This window comes from Euhalothece natronophila Z-M001 (genome assembly GCF_007904085.1).
Taxonomy (GTDB): domain Bacteria; phylum Cyanobacteriota; class Cyanobacteriia; order Cyanobacteriales; family Rubidibacteraceae; genus Halothece; species Halothece natronophila.
In genome coordinates this window covers 1155017-1171886 of sequence record NZ_CP042326.1, presented here as the reverse complement: position 1 = coordinate 1171886, position 16870 = coordinate 1155017, and the positions used below count along the sequence as shown (strand labels likewise).

Annotated in this window: 10 protein-coding genes, 2 tRNA genes and 3 rRNA genes; 5 read left to right on the top strand and 10 right to left on the bottom strand. The window is 44.7% G+C overall.

Annotated features, from left to right (window positions below; all coding sequences use genetic code 11):
* Positions 1–8 precede the first annotated feature (8 nt).
* Together FRE64_RS05530 and FRE64_RS05525 are read left to right on the top strand one after the other, a co-directional pair.
* Positions 9–383, top strand: a complete 375-nt coding sequence (locus FRE64_RS05530; protein WP_146295032.1) for a hypothetical protein — start codon at positions 9–11, stop codon at positions 381–383.
* A gap of 55 nt (positions 384–438) precedes the next feature.
* Positions 439–1704, top strand: coding sequence for an FIST signal transduction protein (locus FRE64_RS05525; RefSeq protein WP_146295031.1), 1266 nt, complete (start codon positions 439–441; stop codon positions 1702–1704).
* A gap of 41 nt (positions 1705–1745) precedes the next feature.
* Here FRE64_RS05525 and FRE64_RS05520 read toward each other — a convergent pair whose 3' ends face one another.
* A complete protein-coding gene (locus FRE64_RS05520; protein ID WP_146295030.1) occupies positions 1746–3167 on the bottom strand; it encodes an FAD-dependent oxidoreductase in 1422 nt (473 codons plus the stop codon).
* A 76-nt stretch (positions 3168–3243) separates the two neighbouring features.
* Here FRE64_RS05520 and FRE64_RS05515 point away from each other — a divergent pair, with 76 nt between their 5' ends.
* On the top strand, positions 3244–4884 hold the full coding sequence (locus FRE64_RS05515) for an alpha/beta hydrolase (protein ID WP_146295029.1): 1641 nt from the start codon (positions 3244–3246) through the stop codon (positions 4882–4884).
* Here FRE64_RS05515 and dnaG read toward each other — a convergent pair.
* The 7 genes from dnaG to FRE64_RS05480 form a co-directional block, all read right to left on the bottom strand.
* Positions 4877–6811, bottom strand: coding sequence for a DNA primase (gene dnaG, locus FRE64_RS05510; RefSeq protein WP_146295028.1), 1935 nt, complete (start codon positions 6809–6811; stop codon positions 4877–4879). The genes FRE64_RS05515 and dnaG overlap by 8 nt on opposite strands.
* A 45-nt stretch (positions 6812–6856) precedes the next feature.
* Positions 6857–7075, bottom strand: a complete 219-nt coding sequence (locus FRE64_RS05505; RefSeq protein WP_146295027.1) for a DUF4327 family protein — start codon at positions 7073–7075, stop codon at positions 6857–6859.
* Positions 7076–7312: 237 nt separating this feature from the next.
* A 5S ribosomal RNA gene (gene rrf, locus FRE64_RS05500) occupies positions 7313–7429 on the bottom strand.
* A gap of 56 nt (positions 7430–7485) precedes the next feature.
* A 23S ribosomal RNA gene (locus FRE64_RS05495) occupies positions 7486–10371 on the bottom strand.
* A gap of 100 nt (positions 10372–10471) precedes the next feature.
* Positions 10472–10544: transfer RNA gene (locus tag FRE64_RS05490), tRNA-Ala, on the bottom strand.
* Positions 10545–10548: 4 nt separating this feature from the next.
* Positions 10549–10622 (bottom strand) — tRNA-Ile (locus tag FRE64_RS05485).
* 100 nt (positions 10623–10722) lie between these two features.
* A 16S ribosomal RNA gene (locus FRE64_RS05480) occupies positions 10723–12225 on the bottom strand.
* Together the 16S, 23S and 5S rRNA genes with 2 tRNA genes alongside form the textbook arrangement of a ribosomal RNA operon.
* A gap of 347 nt (positions 12226–12572) precedes the next feature.
* On the opposite strand from FRE64_RS05480, the gene glyQ reads away from it, so the two are divergent.
* The gene (gene glyQ / locus FRE64_RS05475; protein WP_146295026.1) at positions 12573–13451 is read left to right on the top strand and encodes a glycine--tRNA ligase subunit alpha; all 879 of its coding nucleotides are present in this window, start codon (positions 12573–12575) and stop codon (positions 13449–13451) included.
* 145 nt (positions 13452–13596) lie between these two features.
* On the top strand, positions 13597–14376 hold the full coding sequence (locus tag FRE64_RS05470; protein WP_246140403.1) for a LysM peptidoglycan-binding domain-containing M23 family metallopeptidase: 780 nt from the start codon (positions 13597–13599) through the stop codon (positions 14374–14376).
* Positions 14377–14395: 19 nt separating this feature from the next.
* Here the strand turns inward: FRE64_RS05470 and FRE64_RS05465 are convergent, their stop codons facing one another.
* Entirely contained in the window at positions 14396–15697 is a 1302-nt protein-coding gene (locus FRE64_RS05465; RefSeq protein WP_146295024.1) for a homoserine dehydrogenase, read from the bottom strand.
* A gap of 76 nt (positions 15698–15773) precedes the next feature.
* On the bottom strand, positions 15774–16655 hold the full coding sequence (locus FRE64_RS05460; RefSeq protein ID WP_146295023.1) for an aldose epimerase family protein: 882 nt from the start codon (positions 16653–16655) through the stop codon (positions 15774–15776).
* Positions 16656–16870: the final 215 nt, after the last annotated feature.

The window sequence follows — 16870 nt, the reverse complement described above, 5'->3', positions numbered from 1 at the left end:
GGTACTTCGTGAATCAGAACTTCCCCAAAATAGCACAATTGAACCTTTCAGGGGTGGGCTGTTGGCTAACCTTGATCGTGATCGGGTTATTATTAACTTCAGTGGGGCTCGGCTGGGTTGTCAATAGTTTATTAATTGTTTTAGCCTTAGCAATTATTTTACCCGCGATCGCGCTGGTTGGGGCGCAATGGTGGTTACGACGCAACCTAGTAGAAGATCAATGCCCCGTTTGCCAATACCAGTTTACAGGGTTTAATGGTACGATGTCCCGTTGTCCGAGTTGTGGTGAACCCCTCAAAATAGAAAAAGGCAAATTTCAGCGAATTACGCCACCTGGTACAATTGATGTGGATGCAGTGGATGTGGATGCGTCGTCGGAGTGAAAATACGATATTGTTAACATACAGAAATATTCCTCACGGTTGCTAATTTTCAACTATGACTCAGCAAATACAGTGGGTAAACGCTATCTCAACTCGTCTCTCCCTCGAAGCCGCCATTTCAGAAGTAACTGAACGCATCAGTGAGCAGTTATCTGCATCTGCTGATTTAGGATTTTTATTTATTTCCTCGGCTTATGCCAGTGAATACCCCCGTTTAGTGCCTTTACTTTTGGATAAACTTCCCATTAAACTCCTCATTGGTACTGGGGGAGGTGGAATTATTGGCATTGATAGTGATGATCAAGCCCAAGAAATTGAAGGGAATCCTGCTTTAAGCCTCACAGTTGCCCATTTACCCAATGTCAAAGTGCAAGGATTTCATGTAAGCGCTGATGAAATTCCAGACTTGGATAGTTCTGCCCAAGCATGGGAAACTTTAACAGGCGTTTCTCCCCAAGAAGAACCTGATTTTATTTTACTAGCTGATCCCTTTTTCTCGAAAGTAAATGATTTACTCGAAGGGTTAGACTTTGCCTATCCTCAAGGGAAAAAAGTAGGGGGATTAGGAAGTGCCATGGCGATGGGAATGCAAACAGGATTATTTTACTATGACAGTGAAAAAACTGAGGAAACCGCTTTATTAAGGGAAGGTATTATAGGAATTGCCCTTAGTGGTGACATTAAAGTGGATACGATTGTTGCTCAAGGATGTCGTCCTGTGGGGCCCCAATATCAGATTACCAAAAGTGAGCGGAATGTGCTTGCAGAAGTGGCTACAGTACAAGAAGATGGCGTAGAAAGCCCAAAACCACCTTTACAAGCCCTGCGAGAGTTGATGACGGAGTTAAGCCCTGAAGATCAAGAGTTGGCGCAACATTCTTTATTTTTAGGCATTGCTCGGGATGAGTTTAAGCTAGAGTTACAACAGGGGGATTTCTTAGTACGAAATTTATTGGGAGTTGATCCAAAAGTAGGCGCGATCGCGGTAGGAGATAAATTACGACCTGGACAGCGGGTTCAATTTCATCTCCGAGATGGAGATACTTCCGCAGAAGATTTAGAAATGCTATTACAACAGTATCAGCAACAGGAGATTAGTTCTTCTTCCCCTGTGGGAGCGTTATTATTTTCTTGTTTAGGGCGAGGAAAAGAATTATACGGAAAACCGAATTTTGATTCCGAATTATTCCGCAAGTATTTAAGTCAGATTCCAGTGGGAGGATTTTTCTGTAACGGGGAAATTGGTCCCGTGGGAAATCAAACCTTCTTACATGGTTATACCTCGTCTTTTGCAATTTTTAAGCCAGTTCACTCAAATTAGGCTTCAAACCCGATGGTAAAGTTGTTTATTTTTAGTTGTATTTAGGGACGACGCTTGAAAAAATATCGTTTCCTTAATTCTCGCAAACGTGGATGAGTGCGATAATAATAACTTTCCCATTGTTGCAATATCCCCTTCATTACATCCCATGTAGAGGGAGACGGAAAATTAATCTTCCCTAGCTGTTGAATTTTAAGGTTTTGAGACATGGCTAAAGCAATAACACTTACTAATTCTTGGGCATGATTGCTACAGCAATGCCCCCCTAAAATTGTCCCATTTTTGTGAATAATGAGCTTTAAAAAACCTGTGGGCTCTCCTTGGCTAAGATGAACTAAGTTATTCTTAAAATATTCCTTAAAAATTACAAAATTTTGTCCATAACGTCGTTGTGCCTGAGCTTCACTTATGCCCACTCTTCCTAAGTTGGGAATGCTCTGAATAACATAAGGAATTAAGTGATAATTAACTTGAAATAATGGCAGAAATAAGGCATTTTTAAGAGCAATTTCTACTTCATGCTGTGCTAAATTGAAAAAGTCATACCCCCCGACAATGCTGCCACAGGCATAAACTTTTTGATTAGTTGTTTGTAAATACTTATTGAGAATTACCCCTTTCCCATCATAATCAACATCAATTCCCTCTAAATTTAATCCTTCAATATTAGGAGAGGTTGCAGGGAAAATAATGATTTCATCTGTTTTAAAATTATGCTTTCCCAGTCTTAGAGCTTTTTTTCCATTAAACTCCTGAATCTCTAAAAGAGGACTCTTGGTTAAGAGATTAATCCCATTAGCCTCTAATTGCATTTGCAACCAATAGCTTATTTCCTGATCTTCAGCAGGTAAAAGGTGAGAGTTAGCTACTGCTAATGTTACTTGTTTATTCAGACTTGCTAAATTTTGTGCTAAACTAATGGCTTTAGGATCTTCCCCAATAATTGTAATATTATCAGGTAAATTAGGGAGAGTATTTTGAATTTTTAAATCCGAGAATGTTAAGTAGCCAACGCCGGATAAATCAGAAATATTAGGAAGAATAGGAGTAGTTTCGGTTGCGATTAAATAAGCACGGGCTTGGATTTTTTTTTCATTTATAATGAAAGCCTGTTTAGGAAGCCGACAAAATTCTCCTTTTCCTTCAATAACGTCCACTCCCTGAGCTTCTAATTTTACTAAATTGCTTTCTTCTTGGAAAATTGTTATCACTTCTTGGGCCCATTCTTGATAGGTTTCTATGGGGGGAAAAGAAGGGGGGATGATGTTTTCCCACTTTTGGGCAATTTGAGTTAGTTGTGTCAGAGTAAAGTTATAAAGGCTATCAGCTTCATCAGAGCTAGAAATGTCTTGAGTAACTAGAGCAACTCGGGCTTCCCAAAGACTCGCCTTTAAAGCTGCATACCTGCCAGTAGCAGTGTTACCAATAATAATGAGATCATAAGAAAAGATGGGAAAAGGCATATCCAGTTTTTATAGTCGGCAACACAAGCTTATTCAGTCTATGTTAAATATTGGCATATTTCGAGGAGAAAAATAGATGATTGATCATTTAAAGTGGCTCAAACCGCGATCGCTGCCATTGCTTTTCTCTACGGCTAGCCTCTTTTTACTATCTCTTCCAGCCTCCGCCGCCGAAAAGGTTTATGTGTCTTTAGGGTTACTCGAAATTTCGGTTTCTGTGGATTCTCTCGAAAAATATGCAGAAGATGGAACAGTTACACCTGAGTTAGGGGCTTACACACGGTATTTAAATCAGCAACAAAAGCAACGATTACAAGAAGTTTTAACTATACCTGCAGAACTCGATACGATCGCGATCTCGCAGTTTCTCTATTCCCCGCAAGGAGAAGCAATCCTGAGACAATTTGGAGAAATTGTTGATACTAAACACCGTCAGGGGGGATTTTATGCCATTCGCGCTGGTCTAATTTTAGCCTCTGCTAAAGAGGAAGAACTTACCTTACTAACTTTTCTGCGACATTTCCCCACTGAAGGGTTACGTATTAATTCGGGTCGGGGATTTGAACTGGTTAACCAACTCAGCCGTTTTATTCGGGAAACAGAAGAAGCAGTTACTCTTATTAAAGGTAAATCTCAAGCTCAGATTTCTTTATCTACACAAGACGATTTATTTCTCCATGATCTGGAGTCTCAAGGGAATGTAGCATTTCAAACTGAAAGTCTTCGCTTAGTAGATCGAGAGCGAGATTTTGTAAGAGTTGGCGTTCGTTCACCGTCACAACGTGAAATTCTAGCTGAACTCTACCTCCCTGAGACTTCAGAACCACCACCCTTGATTATGATTTCTCATGGCTTAGGGTCAGATCGTCACACTTATGCTTATTTGGCTGAGAATTTAGCTTCCTACGGTTTTGCCGTGGCAACCATTGAACACCCCGGAAGTAATGTTCGTCAGTTGGAATCTTTGATGATGGGGTTAGAAGGAGAGATTAGTCCTCCAGAAGAATTAGTCAATCGTCCTCTAGATATTCAATTTTTACTCGATTATTTAGAACAGAATTACTCTGAAGATATTGATACTAATAATGTGGGAGTCATTGGGCAATCTTATGGAGGGTACACGAGTTTGGCGGTTGCAGGCGCAACTATTGATTATCCAACAGTTGCTAGTCGATGTGATAACCAAGACAAGGCGGCGGTTTTAAATTTATCCCTATTGTTGCAATGCCAATTAACTCGCCTTCCTGAAGAGGATTATCAGTTTAATGATCCTAGAATTCAAGCAGTTTTTGCCATGAATCCCTTTGCCAGTAAAATTTTTGGAGAAGAAGGCATGGCAAATATTGATGTTCCCACTTTAATATTAGCCGGAAGTGAAGATACAGTCACTCCAGCTTTAACGGAGCAAATTCGCCCGTTTACTTGGTTAGATGTTCCAAATCAGTATTTAGTTTTACTGAAGGGGGGAACTCACTTTTCCCTGATTCCTCCAGCCGAAGGAGATGCGATTGCTATTCCTACTGAAGCGATTGGTCCCGATCCTGAAATTGCCCAAGGGTATGTGGAAGCTCTGACAACAGCTTTTTTTAAGACGCATCTTGCTCAAAAATCAGAGTATCAAGCCTACCTTAGTCCAAACTATTTTCAACAAATCAGTCAGTCTCTAATGCCGATTTTTTTAATCAATCGACTCTCTCCAGAAGAACTCGCTAATTAGTGAGATTAATAATGTCATTGATTGAGAATTGACGCTGTTGTTTGAGATGTTCTAGTCGCCTTTGCACTTCATAAAATTCTTCCATATAGTAATGAATTGTCTGTTCATCATTACTCGCATCAAGCCATTGTTGTAAGCAGTAATGTTTCTGTTTCTCACAAGCAGTTTGTTCTAAAGTCGCGATCGCGGCTTGTACCACTAACCCAGGGCGTTGTAAGTCGGTACGAGTGGTTTCTTGTAAGTAAATAATACTTCTAACCAGTTTTTCTTGTTCTGGAGTTTGGATCATTTCATTTTCTAGCTGGCGTAAGAGACGATTATTCTCTTGATGATCACGGCTGAAATCATCGGTTTCTTCTAACTGGACAATTTTCTGCCATAACCAGCGATGGGGAGATAAGCTAAAGAATAATTCTTTTTCCTCTAAGGTTTGGGTAATTTGCTTTCGATAGCGAGGACAATGGAGATAAACTCGTAATAAAAGGGCTTCTGCTTGTCCTAACAGTTGACTGGCTGTGGGAAAATTGGCAATTTGCTTTTGCTTGGAAGTTTGGGATGGGGCTTTGGCTTGGGGTTTTCTCAGTGCTTGACGGAGACTTTCGGTATAAAGGGAAACTTGTTGCGAGTCGCCTTGACTCAAAATTTCAGCACAGTGACGAAGATAGTGGCTGCGTAGAGTTGGGGTTTGAATATGATGAAGCAGTTTCACCATTTCATTCATTACTTGCTGCGCTTGATCCGCTTGCTTTAAGTCTTTATCAGTAACTAGCTGTTGAATTTGCCAGTCTATCCACAGAGGCGCGGTTTCTAATTGCTGTCGGTATTGTTGGGCTGCGTTTTCACTTTGATGTAAAAATTCATCGGCATCTTTTCCCCCTGGAAGGTTTAAAATGCGGAGTTGGACTTGCCCTGCATACACAAGCGGTTCAACTTCTCCAATGGCGCGTTTGGTGGCGGTAATACCTGCTTGATCAGCATCAAAATTAAAGATGATTTGTTTGGATTCGGTGTAGCGTAGAAGTTGACGGATTTGATCTTGGCTAAAGGCTGTTCCTAAAGATGCAACCACAGGTTTAATTCCCACACTATGAAGCGCGATCGCGTCAAAATAGCCTTCAACAACAATGACTTGATCTTCTTTACGAATTGCGTCTCTGGCTTTATCAAGGGCAAAGAGGGTTTTACTTTTATCAAATAAGGGGGTTTCTGGGGAGTTTAAGTATTTGGGTTCACTGTTTCCTAAGGTACGACTGCCAAAGCCAATCACGCGCCCTTTTGCATCTTTAATCGGAATCATAGCGCGATCGCGAAATCGATCATAATAGCCATTTCCTGACTTCCGTTGCTGAATTAATCCTGCTTCTTCTACTAACCCCACAGGATAGCGTTTTTGTTCCACTAAATAGCGATAGAGAGTATCCCAACCTTGGGGTGCGTACCCTAATCCCCAGCTAGCAATGGTTTCTTTTTCTAATTTTCGTTCCTCTTGGAAATATTCGAGGGCAGTTTTCCCTTGAGATTGATATAAAACGTGCTGATAGAAATTACTAGCCACTGCCAAAATTTCATACAGTTGTTCCCTTTGGGATAATTCGCGCTGAATTTCCTCCTGTTGTTCTGGTTCAAGGGTTTTGACGGGAACTTGATAGCGTTGGGCTAAGTCTAACACCACTTCACTAAAAGACTGTTTCCCCAACTCCATGAGAAACTTAAAGACATTACCCCCAGCACCGCAGCCAAAGCAATGATAAAACTGTTTACTCGGGCTAACAGTAAAACTGGGGGTTTTTTCGTCATGGAAGGGACATAACCCTTGATAGTCTTTCCCTTGCTTTTTTAAGGCAACATAATCAGAGACAACATCAACAATGTCAGCTTGTTCGCGAATTGCGTCAATTGTGTCTGGATGAAAACGAGAAGATTTCAAGGCAATGCCAGTTAATTTAATTGATATTAAAGATGAAGGAATGGATTACTCATCATCCCATTCATCAACAACAATAATCTCTTGAACAGGGTCTTGCATAGAAAAACCAAACTCTAAAAGTTCATTTTTCCAGTAAGACCATTCATCTCCATAGAGAAGGGCAATTTTCCAGATGCTGTCAGTTGGTTTCAGCAGTTTGGATTCAACCAGTGACTGCACTTGACGTTGCAACTTCACCATTGGGTGAGCTACTTGCTTAGTCATAAATTCACTTCGCTTTGTCTAAATTTTGTAAATGCTACGTTAAAACGATGTTTCCACGCTAGTCGGAGTTAGATCTCGCAGAGAATGGAGGCGTGAAAACTTAACCTTCCCTACTTATAACGTATTTTTATTAATTTGGCAAGCATTGACCCTCCGGAGCGAAGTGAGCATCTTCTGAGGACACTAGATACAGAAGTTTAAAAAAAACAAACCCCCCGTAAAGGGGGGAAAGAAAAAACCTGGCACCGAGCTATTTTCCCAGACAGTCACCCGTCAAGTATCTTCGCCGCTGCAGCGTTTCACTACCGAGTTCGGGATGGGTCGGAGTGGTTCCACTGCGCCTTCAGCACCAGGAAATGCTGTGGGTTCTGAAAGCAGAACCTTCAAGACTGCATGTCACCAAGATTAATGAGGTCAAGCCCTCGGTCGGTTCGCACGCTTTGGCTTCATCTGTTACCAGACTTCCACCGAGCGCCGAATAAACAGGTGTTCTTCCTGTGACCTTACTTCCTTTGCGGAATGAGAGCACTCATCTTGAGGTGGGCTTCCCACTTAGATGCTTTCAGCGGTTATCCGCTCCGCACTTGGCTACCCTGCGTTTACCGTTGGCACGATAACAGGTACACCAGCGGTGCGTCCTTCCCGGTCCTCTCGTACTAAGGAAGGCTCCTCTCAATGCTCTTGCGCCTACACCGGATATGGACCGAACTGTCTCACGACGTTCTGAACCCAGCTCGCGTACCGCTTTAATGGGCGAACAGCCCAACCCTTGGGACCGACTTCAGCCCCAGGTTGCGATGAGCCGACATCGAGGTGCCAAACCTCCCCGTCGATGTGAACTCTTGGGGGAGATCAGCCTGTTATCCCCAGAGTAACTTTTATCCGTTGAGCGACGGCCTTTCCACGCAGGGCCGTCGGATCACTAAGGCCGACTTTCGTCCCTGCTCGACTTGTCAGTCTTACAGTCAAGCTCCCTTCTGCCTTTGCACTCTGCGGCTGATTTCCAACCAGCCTGAGGGAACCTTGGCGCGCCTCCGTTACCTTTTAGGAGGCGACCGCCCCAGTCAAACTGCCCGCCTGCAGCTGTCCCTTCCCCGGTTTACGGGTGAAGGTTAGAATTCTAGCTGAACCAGAGTGGTATCTCAAGGATGGCTCCAGTTTCCCCACAAGGAAACTTTCTTCGCCTCCCACCTATCCTGCGCAAGCTCAGCCCGAACCCCACTTCAGGTTACAGTAAAGCTTCATGGGGTCTTTCTGTCCTGGTGTAGGTAGTCCGTATCTTCACAGACACTCCTATTTCGCCGAGTCTCTCTCCGAGACAGCGCCCAGATCGTTACGCCTTTCGTGCGGGTCGGAACTTACCCGACAAGGAATTTCGCTACCTTAGGACCGTTATAGTTACGGCCGCCGTTCACTGGGGCTTCGGTTGCTAGCTTCGTCCCGAAGGACTAACCAACTTCCTTAACCTTCCAGCACTGGGCAGGCGTCAGCCCCCATACTTCCTCTTTCGAGTTGGCGGAGACCTGTGTTTTTGGTAAACAGTCGCCTGGGCCTCTTCACTGCGACCAGCTCTCGCTGGTACCCCTTCTCCCGAAGTTACGGGGTGATTTTGCCGAGTTCCTTAGAGAGAGTTTTCTCGCGCCCCTTAGTATTCTCTACTTCCCCACCTGTGTCGGTTTCGGGTACAGGTAGTCTGAGTTTTTGGTGCTTCGGGCTTTTCTGGGGAGTCTGATTTGTCTCACTTCCTCGCCGTAGCGAGTCGGTCTCACGCCTTAGCTCGGGGTGTTTTCGCCACCCGTCTTCACCTTCGAACGCTTGCACCCAGTTTTCCATCCCTGGGCTGAGTTAAACCTTCTCCGTCCCCCGACACCAACTCACACTAGTACGGGATTATTCACCCGTTGTCCATCGACTACGCGTTTCCGCCTCGCCTTAGGTCCTGACTAACCCTCCGCGGACGAGCCTTCCGGAGGAACCCTTGGGGTTTCGGGGCTTTGGATTCTTACCAAAGTTTTCGCTACTCAAGCCAACATTCTCACTTGTTAAGCGTCCACACCTGCTTGCCGCTAGTGCTTCTCCCGCTTAACAACGCTCCCCTACCACTCATAAATGAGTCCACAGCTTCGGTAGATGACTTAGCCCCGTTCATTTTCGGCGCGGGAACGCTTGACCAGTGAGCTATTACGCACTCTTTTAAGGGTGGCTGCTTCTAGGCAAACCTCCTGGTTGTCTTTGCGTTCCTACCTCCTTTTTCACTTAGCCATCATTTGGGGACCTTAGCTGGTGGTCTGGGCTGTTTCCCTCTTGACGATGAAGCTTATCCCCCACCGTCTCACTGGCGACCTCGCCACTGGTATTCTGAGTTTGCCTCGCTTTGGTACCGCTTTCGCAGCCCGCAGCGAAACAGTGCTTTACCCCCAGTGGGTTGTTGTCGCTGCTGCGCCTAAACGCATTTCGGGGAGAACCAGATAGCTCCGAGTTCGATTGGCATTTCACCGCTAACCACAGCTCATCCGCCAACTTTTCAACGTTGGTCGGTTCGGACTTCCACTTGGTACTACCCAAGCTTCCTCCTGGCCATGGTTAGTTCACCCGGGTTCGGGTCAATTGCTGGTGACTTACGCCCTTTTCAGACTCGGTTTCCCTTGGGCTTCGCTGTTTCCAGCTTAACCGGCCACTAGCAATTACTCGCTGGCTCATTCTTCAACAGGCACGCGGTCAGACGTTTAATCGTCCTCCCACTGCTTGTAAGCTAACGGTTTCACGTTCTTTTTCACTCCCCTCGCCGGGGTTCTTTTCACCTTTCCCTCGCGGTACTGGTTCGCTATCGGTCACACAGGAGTATTTAGCCTTACCAGGTGGTCCTGGCTGATTCACTCGGGATTTCTCGTGTTCCGAGCTACTCGGGATACAGCTGGGCAGGTCTGGTTTTCAACTACAGGACTTTTACCTTCTCTGGTGCAGTTTTCAGCTGCTTCGTTTAACTTTTCCTGTCCCGTGATGCTGTCCCTCTACCCCAGCTACCGCAGTAACTGGTTTAGGCTTTTCCCCGTTCGCTCGCCGCTACTAGGGGAATCACGGTTGTTTTCTTTTCCTACAGCTACTAAGATGTTTCAGTTCACCGCGTTGGCTCGTGTCTGCCTATAGATTCAGCAGACCGTTCAAAGGGGTTTTCCCATTCGGACACCTACGGCTCAATGCTTGTTTCCAGCTCCCCGTAGCGTTTCGTCGGTTACCACGTCCTTCTTCGCCTCTGTGTGCCGAGGGCTCTACCGTTAGCTCTTTGTAGCTTGACCTCGGTCTTGATTTGTGTCTTGGTGACTATGCAGTTTTCAAGGTTCTGGTCTGGACAAGCGTCCAGCAGTTGTTGAGCAGTCAACAGTGCTGAAGCTTGCATGGAGGTAAGCGGACTCGAACCGCTGACTCCCTGCGTGCAAGGCAGGTGCTCTACCAGCTGAGCTATACCCCCGCTATGGGCTATCCTGGACTTGAACCAGGGACCTCACCCTTATCAGGGGTGCGCTCTAACCAGCTGAGCTAATAGCCCCTTCCAAACCTAGATGGAAAAGCCTTCCACGACCGACCTTAGGAGTGCTAGATGTCTCTCTTACTTCTTTTTCAGAGCTGACTCTAGAAAGGTCTCCTTTTAAGGAGGTGATCCAGCCACACCTTCCGGTACGGCTACCTTGTTACGACTTCACCCCAGTCACCAGCCCAGCCTTCGGCGCCCCCCTCCATACGGTTAGGGTAACGACTTCGGGCTTGGCCAGCTTCCATGGTGTGACGGGCGGTGTGTACAAGGCCCGGGAACGAATTCACCGCAGTATGCTGACCTGCGATTACTAGCGATTCCTCCTTCATGCAGGCGAGTTGCAGCCTGCAATCTGAACTGAGGCCGAGTTTGATGGGATTCGCTTACTCTCGCGAGCTTGCTCCCCTTTGTCCCGACCATTGTAGGACGTGTGTTGCCCAGAGCATAAGGGGCATGCTGACTTGACGTCATCCTCACCTTCCTCCGGTTTGTCACCGGCAGTCTCCCTAGAGTGCCCAACTTAATGCTGGCAACTAAGGACGAGGGTTGCGCTCGTTGCGGGACTTAACCCAACATCTCACGACACGAGCTGACGACAGCCATGCACCACCTGTGTCCGCGCTCCCGAAGGCACTCTTCCCTTTCAGGAAGATTCGCGGCATGTCAAGCCCTGGTAAGGTTCTTCGCGTTGCATCGAATTAAACCACATCCTCCACCGCTTGTGCGGGCCCCCGTCAATTCCTTTGAGTTTCACACTTGCGTGCGTACTCCCCAGGCGGGATACTTAACGCGTTAGCTTCGGCACGGCTTGGGTCGATACAAGCCACGCCTAGTATCCATCGTTTACGGCTAAGACTACAGGGGTATCTAATCCCTTTCGCTACCTTAGCTTTCGTCCCTGAGGGTCAGGTGCGACCCAGTAGAGCGCTTTCGCCACCGGTGTTCTTCCCAATCTCTACGCATTTCACCGCTACACTGGGAATTCCCTCTACCCCTGTCGCCCTCTAGCGCACCAGTTTCCACTGCTCTACCGGAGTTAAGCTCCGACCTTTAACAGCAGACTTGATGCGCCCCCTGCGGACGCTTTACGCCCAATAATTCCGGATAACGCTTGCCTCCTCCGTATTACCGCGGCTGCTGGCACGGAGTTAGCCGAGGCTGATTCCTCAGGTACCGTCAGGTCTTCTTCCCTGAGAAAAGTGGTTGACAGCCCAAGAGCCTTCTTCCCACACGCGGCGTTGCTCCGTCAGGCTTTCGCCCATTGCGGAAAATTCCCCACTGCTGCCTCCCGTAGGAGTCTGGGCCGTGTCTCAGTCCCAGTGTGGCTGCTCATCCTCTCAGACCAGCTACCGATCGCTGCCTTGGTGAGCTCTTACCTCACCAACTAACTAATCGGACGCGAGCTCTTCTTCAGGCGGAAACCCTTTTCACCTCTCGGCACATTGGGGATTAGCCGTCGTTTCCAACGGTTGTCCCCATCCTGAAGGGAGATTCTCACGCGTTACTCACCCGTCCGCCACTAAGCCTTCTAGGCTAAGCCTAAAAGGCTTCGTTCGACTTGCATGTGTTAGGCACGCCGCCAGCGTTCATCCTGAGCCAGGATCAAACTCTCCATTTTGATGAGTTTTTGGCTCGATTTTTGGTTATGCTTTCACCGTTGCTTAACTCGTAAGTCTGGCTTCGGTGTCAGCAGGGTTTAGATAATAATTTGACGTGGATGCTTTAACTATCTAGTAGTTAACGCTTGGCTTTTCCAACTATTAATTTGTCTAGGTTCAGAGGGCTCGCTATGGGGCGCGTTTCACCGCTTCCCTTTCGAGCGCATTAACCAATATAGTGTGGATTTCTGGAAGTGTCAACCCTTTTTCTAAAATTTTTTCTACTTTTTTTCTTTTCCTTGTTTCATGGGGGTTGTGGCACAATGTGAGGGCAGGTGAAAGTGTAACAATTAGAAACAATAGAGTGATGTCTTCAAAAAATTTTCAGTCAGTGGTAGCAACCTTAAACGAGTTCTGGGAAAATCATTCTTGTTTGATTGCCCAGCCTTATGATACGGAAAAGGGCGCAGGGACGATGAGCCCTCACACTTTTTTAAGAGCTATTGGGCCTGAACCATGGTCTGTTGCTTATATTGAGCCTTGTCGTCGCCCTACGGATGGACGCTATGGCGAAAATCCAAATCGATTTCAACACTATTACCAATATCAAGTTCTTATTAAACCTTCTCCAAGCAATATTCAAGAAGTTTTTTTAGAGTCTTTACGCGCTTTAGGAATTCAGCCTGAAGATCATGATATTCGTTTTGTTGAAGATAATTGGGAATCTCCAACCCTCGGTGCATGGGGAGTGGGCTGGGAAGTTTGGTTAGATGGAATGGAAATTACTCAGTTTACCTACTTTCAGCAGTGTGGCGGAATTGACTGTCATCCAGTTTCCATTGAGATTACTTATGGGATAGAACGCATTGTCATGTATTTACAAGAGGTAGATGCACTCCCCAAAATTCAGTGGAATGATGAGCTGAATTATGGGGATATTCATTTGCAGGGAGAAATTGAGCAATGTACTTATAACTTTGAAGCCTCTAATTCAGAATTACTTTTTCAGTTATTTACACTCTATGAACAAGAAGCTAGTCAGTTGATTGAAAAGGGATTAGTTCTTCCTAGTTTAGATTATGTTCTAAAATCCTCTCATACATTTAATCTCTTAGAAGCAAGAGGGGTTATTTCAGTAACAGAGCGCACTCTCTATATTGGTCGCATTCGTTCTTTAGCTCGAAAAACTGCTCAACGATATTATGAGCAACGAGAAGAATTAAATTTTCCTTTACTGAAATCCTAATCTATCCCTAAAATTCGCTAGACTTCTAATAAAATCCTCTTGTTGTCACTGTCGTGTTTTGCCCTATTTTATGAATAAGTATTTAACCTTGGCTGTTGGTCTGTTATTAGGACCACTCTTTCCAGTTTCCGTATCAGCCCAGCTTATGTCCGGTGAAGAAAGTTGTCCCCCTCCAATTCTGTCTCGTTTGGATGCTCATCAAATTGAACCTGGAGAAACAGTGGAAAGTATTGCAGAACAATATGATTTACTACCAGAAACCCTTGTTCGCCTTAATCCTAGTTTGCAACAAGAAACTGTCCCTGTGGGAACCGAAATTTTAATTCCCCCTTTTAATGGGGTGCGTGTAGAAGTTCCTTCCGGAACAACTTGGCAAGACTTAGAAGAGGCTTATGGAGTTCGTGCAGATGTTTTATTTGAGCTTAATGGTTGTACCCCTCAACCAGAAGTAGTGTTTCTTCCTGGTGTTGCTTGGGAAAGTCAAGGAGAGGAGTCAATTGATACTTATACAGGCTTAAGTCATTATCCCCTTCCAGAGTCAGCCCCTGTAGGGCAAAATTATGGCTGGTACTCTGATCCAGATACAGAACAACGGCGTTTACATAGTGGTGTTAATTTAATGGCTGATGTGGGAACACCAGTTTTAGCAGCAGAAGGCGGAGAAGTAACGTTTGCTGGGGAACATCCTAGGTATGGTAATTTGGTGGTTATTCTCCATGAGGGAAAACAAACGCGCTACGGCCATTTAGAAAGGCTCAAGGTAGAAGAAGAAGAGTCAGTTAGCGCCGGAGACCAAATTGGAACAGTGGGAACTAGTGGACAAGTTAGTGGTGATAATTCTTACCTCCATTTTCAAGTCCGTTATCAAACTCCTCAAGGCTGGGTTGCCCAAGATCCTGCCATTCATTTTACTGAACTAGATTAATTTATTTGCATTAATTTTTTTACAGATTTTCTCGTAAAACTCTTAAAACACTAGGGATTTGAATTTGATCAATGGCTTCTAATTGAGGAATTTCTGCGAGAGCCTTGCGGAAATTTTCTTCTTTTACATTATGAGTAACAACTACAACCTCAGCAATGCCATGGTTAAAATCAATTTGTACAATGGACTCTAAGCTGACATTATGTTTGCCAAAACAAGTGCCTAAATTGCCAATGACGCCTGGTCGATCTACGCAGATGATTCGGGCATAAAAACGAGTTACTAATTCTTGAATGGGTACTAGCTGACCTGCAGGATGTTGTGGAATTTTCATTAAAGGATTCACTGAAGCAGTGGTTTTTACCATGGCAGCAATGTTCATTAAATCAGAGACTACTGCACTAGCAGTTGCCCCTCCCCCAGCGCCGGGACCATAAAACATCACTTGTCCCAAGGGATCCCCTTCTACTAAAATAGCGTTATTTACTCCATCAATACTGGCGAGAGGATGATCTTTCGGAACGAGAGTGGGATGAACTCTAACTTGTAATCCTGTTTCATCTCGTTGCGCGATCGCGAGGAGTTTTATTTCAAAGCCTAATTGTTTAGCATATTTAATATCAACAGCACTAACTTGGCGAATTCCTTCACAAGAAACATCCTCTAGATTGACCTGTTCTTCAAAAGCAAGAGTTGCTAAAATCGTAATTTTATCAGCTGCATCATAGCCATCCACATCCGCACTGGGATCTGCTTCCGCATACCCTAATTCTTGAGCTTCGGTGAGAACTTCAGCAAAGTCACTCCCTTCAGCTCCCATTTTGGTTAAAATAAAGTTGGTTGTGCCGTTAATAATCCCTAAAATACTTTGAATACGGTTAACGCTTAGGGCTTGCTGTAACGGACGAATGACAGGAATGCCACCGCCAACGGCTGCTTCTATGAAAACATAAACCCCTGCTTGTTCGGCAGCGTGATAAATTTCCTCTCCATAGCGAGAAATTACAGCCTTGTTAGCAGTAACAATGTGTTTCCCCTTGGCAATAGCCTGTAGGATCAGCGATCGCGCTGGTTCTAATCCCCCGATTAACTCAATGATTACATCAATATTGGGATCATTAACAATTCCTTCTAAATCAGTTGTTAGCACCCCTTCAGGAAACTGAACTTGACGCGGTTTCTCTAAATTACTGACTCCTACTTTCGCAATTGTAATGTCATTTAATACAGGGTTACGTCTCTCTGGAGATTGTAAAATTTCTGCGGTTGCTGTTCCCACAGTTCCCAGTCCTAACAAACCAATTTTTAAGGCTTCCACCACGTTACTTTGATATCCTTTTAACTAACCAACAGCAATCATAACAAGGAATAATTACTAATGAACAGTTACTGTTGTTTTAATTGGAATTAGGGGTAATTTCAAACACGACTTGTAAATTTTTACTTTCCCAAGAGGGAATAACTAATAAATCTTCTCCTGTATTCATTGCATTGCGGGGTGCTGTCCAAGGTTCAAGGCAAGTAAAGTCCTTTCCTTTAATATTCCAAAATACAACAGTCGTATATTCTGGAGAAAAGCTTAAATTGACGTTAAATCCTCGTTTTGGTAGGGCTATACTCGCTTTCTGACGGGCTAAAGGTCGCAGTTGAGCATCAATCTCCTCTTGATCAAGGTTAAATTTTCCCTGATAACTATATGTTCCTTGATTCACATTATCTTGGTACTGGGTTGCAGGAATATCCAGTTGCATTTGTTCTTTGTCTGTTAGCCAAAAGTAAGGATGTAACCCTGTAGAAAAAGGCATCGCTTCACTGGAATAATTGCGATAGGTTTGATCTAAGGTTAGAGTATTTCCTTTTAGCCGATAGGTAAATGTGATTTCAAAGTCAAAAGGATAAATTGCTCGCGTTTGGTCATTGCTTTTTAATACTAGCGTTAAGGCAGCTTCATTTTCTGTTTCTTGGGCGGTTACTTCCCAAGGCAAATCACGAGCGAAACCATGTCGCTTTAGGGTGTATTCTTGTCCTTGATAGGTGTAACAGTCATTGGGTAAGTCACCGCAGATGGGAAATAAAATTGGGATACCTCCGCGAACACTCTTGTTAGCATCTTGGAAGCGGTCCCAGTCCATATAGAAGATTTCTTGTCCTTGAATCCGCCAACTAGTAACAATTCCTCCCCGTTGAGGGACAATTTCTAATCGACTCTGTTTGGCTTCGTCGGAGAGAATATAGGTTTGATAGCTTTCTTCTTGTCTGCGCGCGATCGCGTAACTCATTATTATTTCTCCTCAACCTACGATATGCTTAATTTACCATTTCCTTGACTTTTTTTGTATTTTTTTGCTACAATTGGAGAAGTATAAAAAGTATTGGCAAATTAAAGCTCAGATTTTTTACAAAGTCTAATGAGCAGACATCCACCCTGTAAAATTTTCTAAAAGTAATCTAACTCACTACTAAGGCTACAGTCATCTAACAACAAATAACTAAT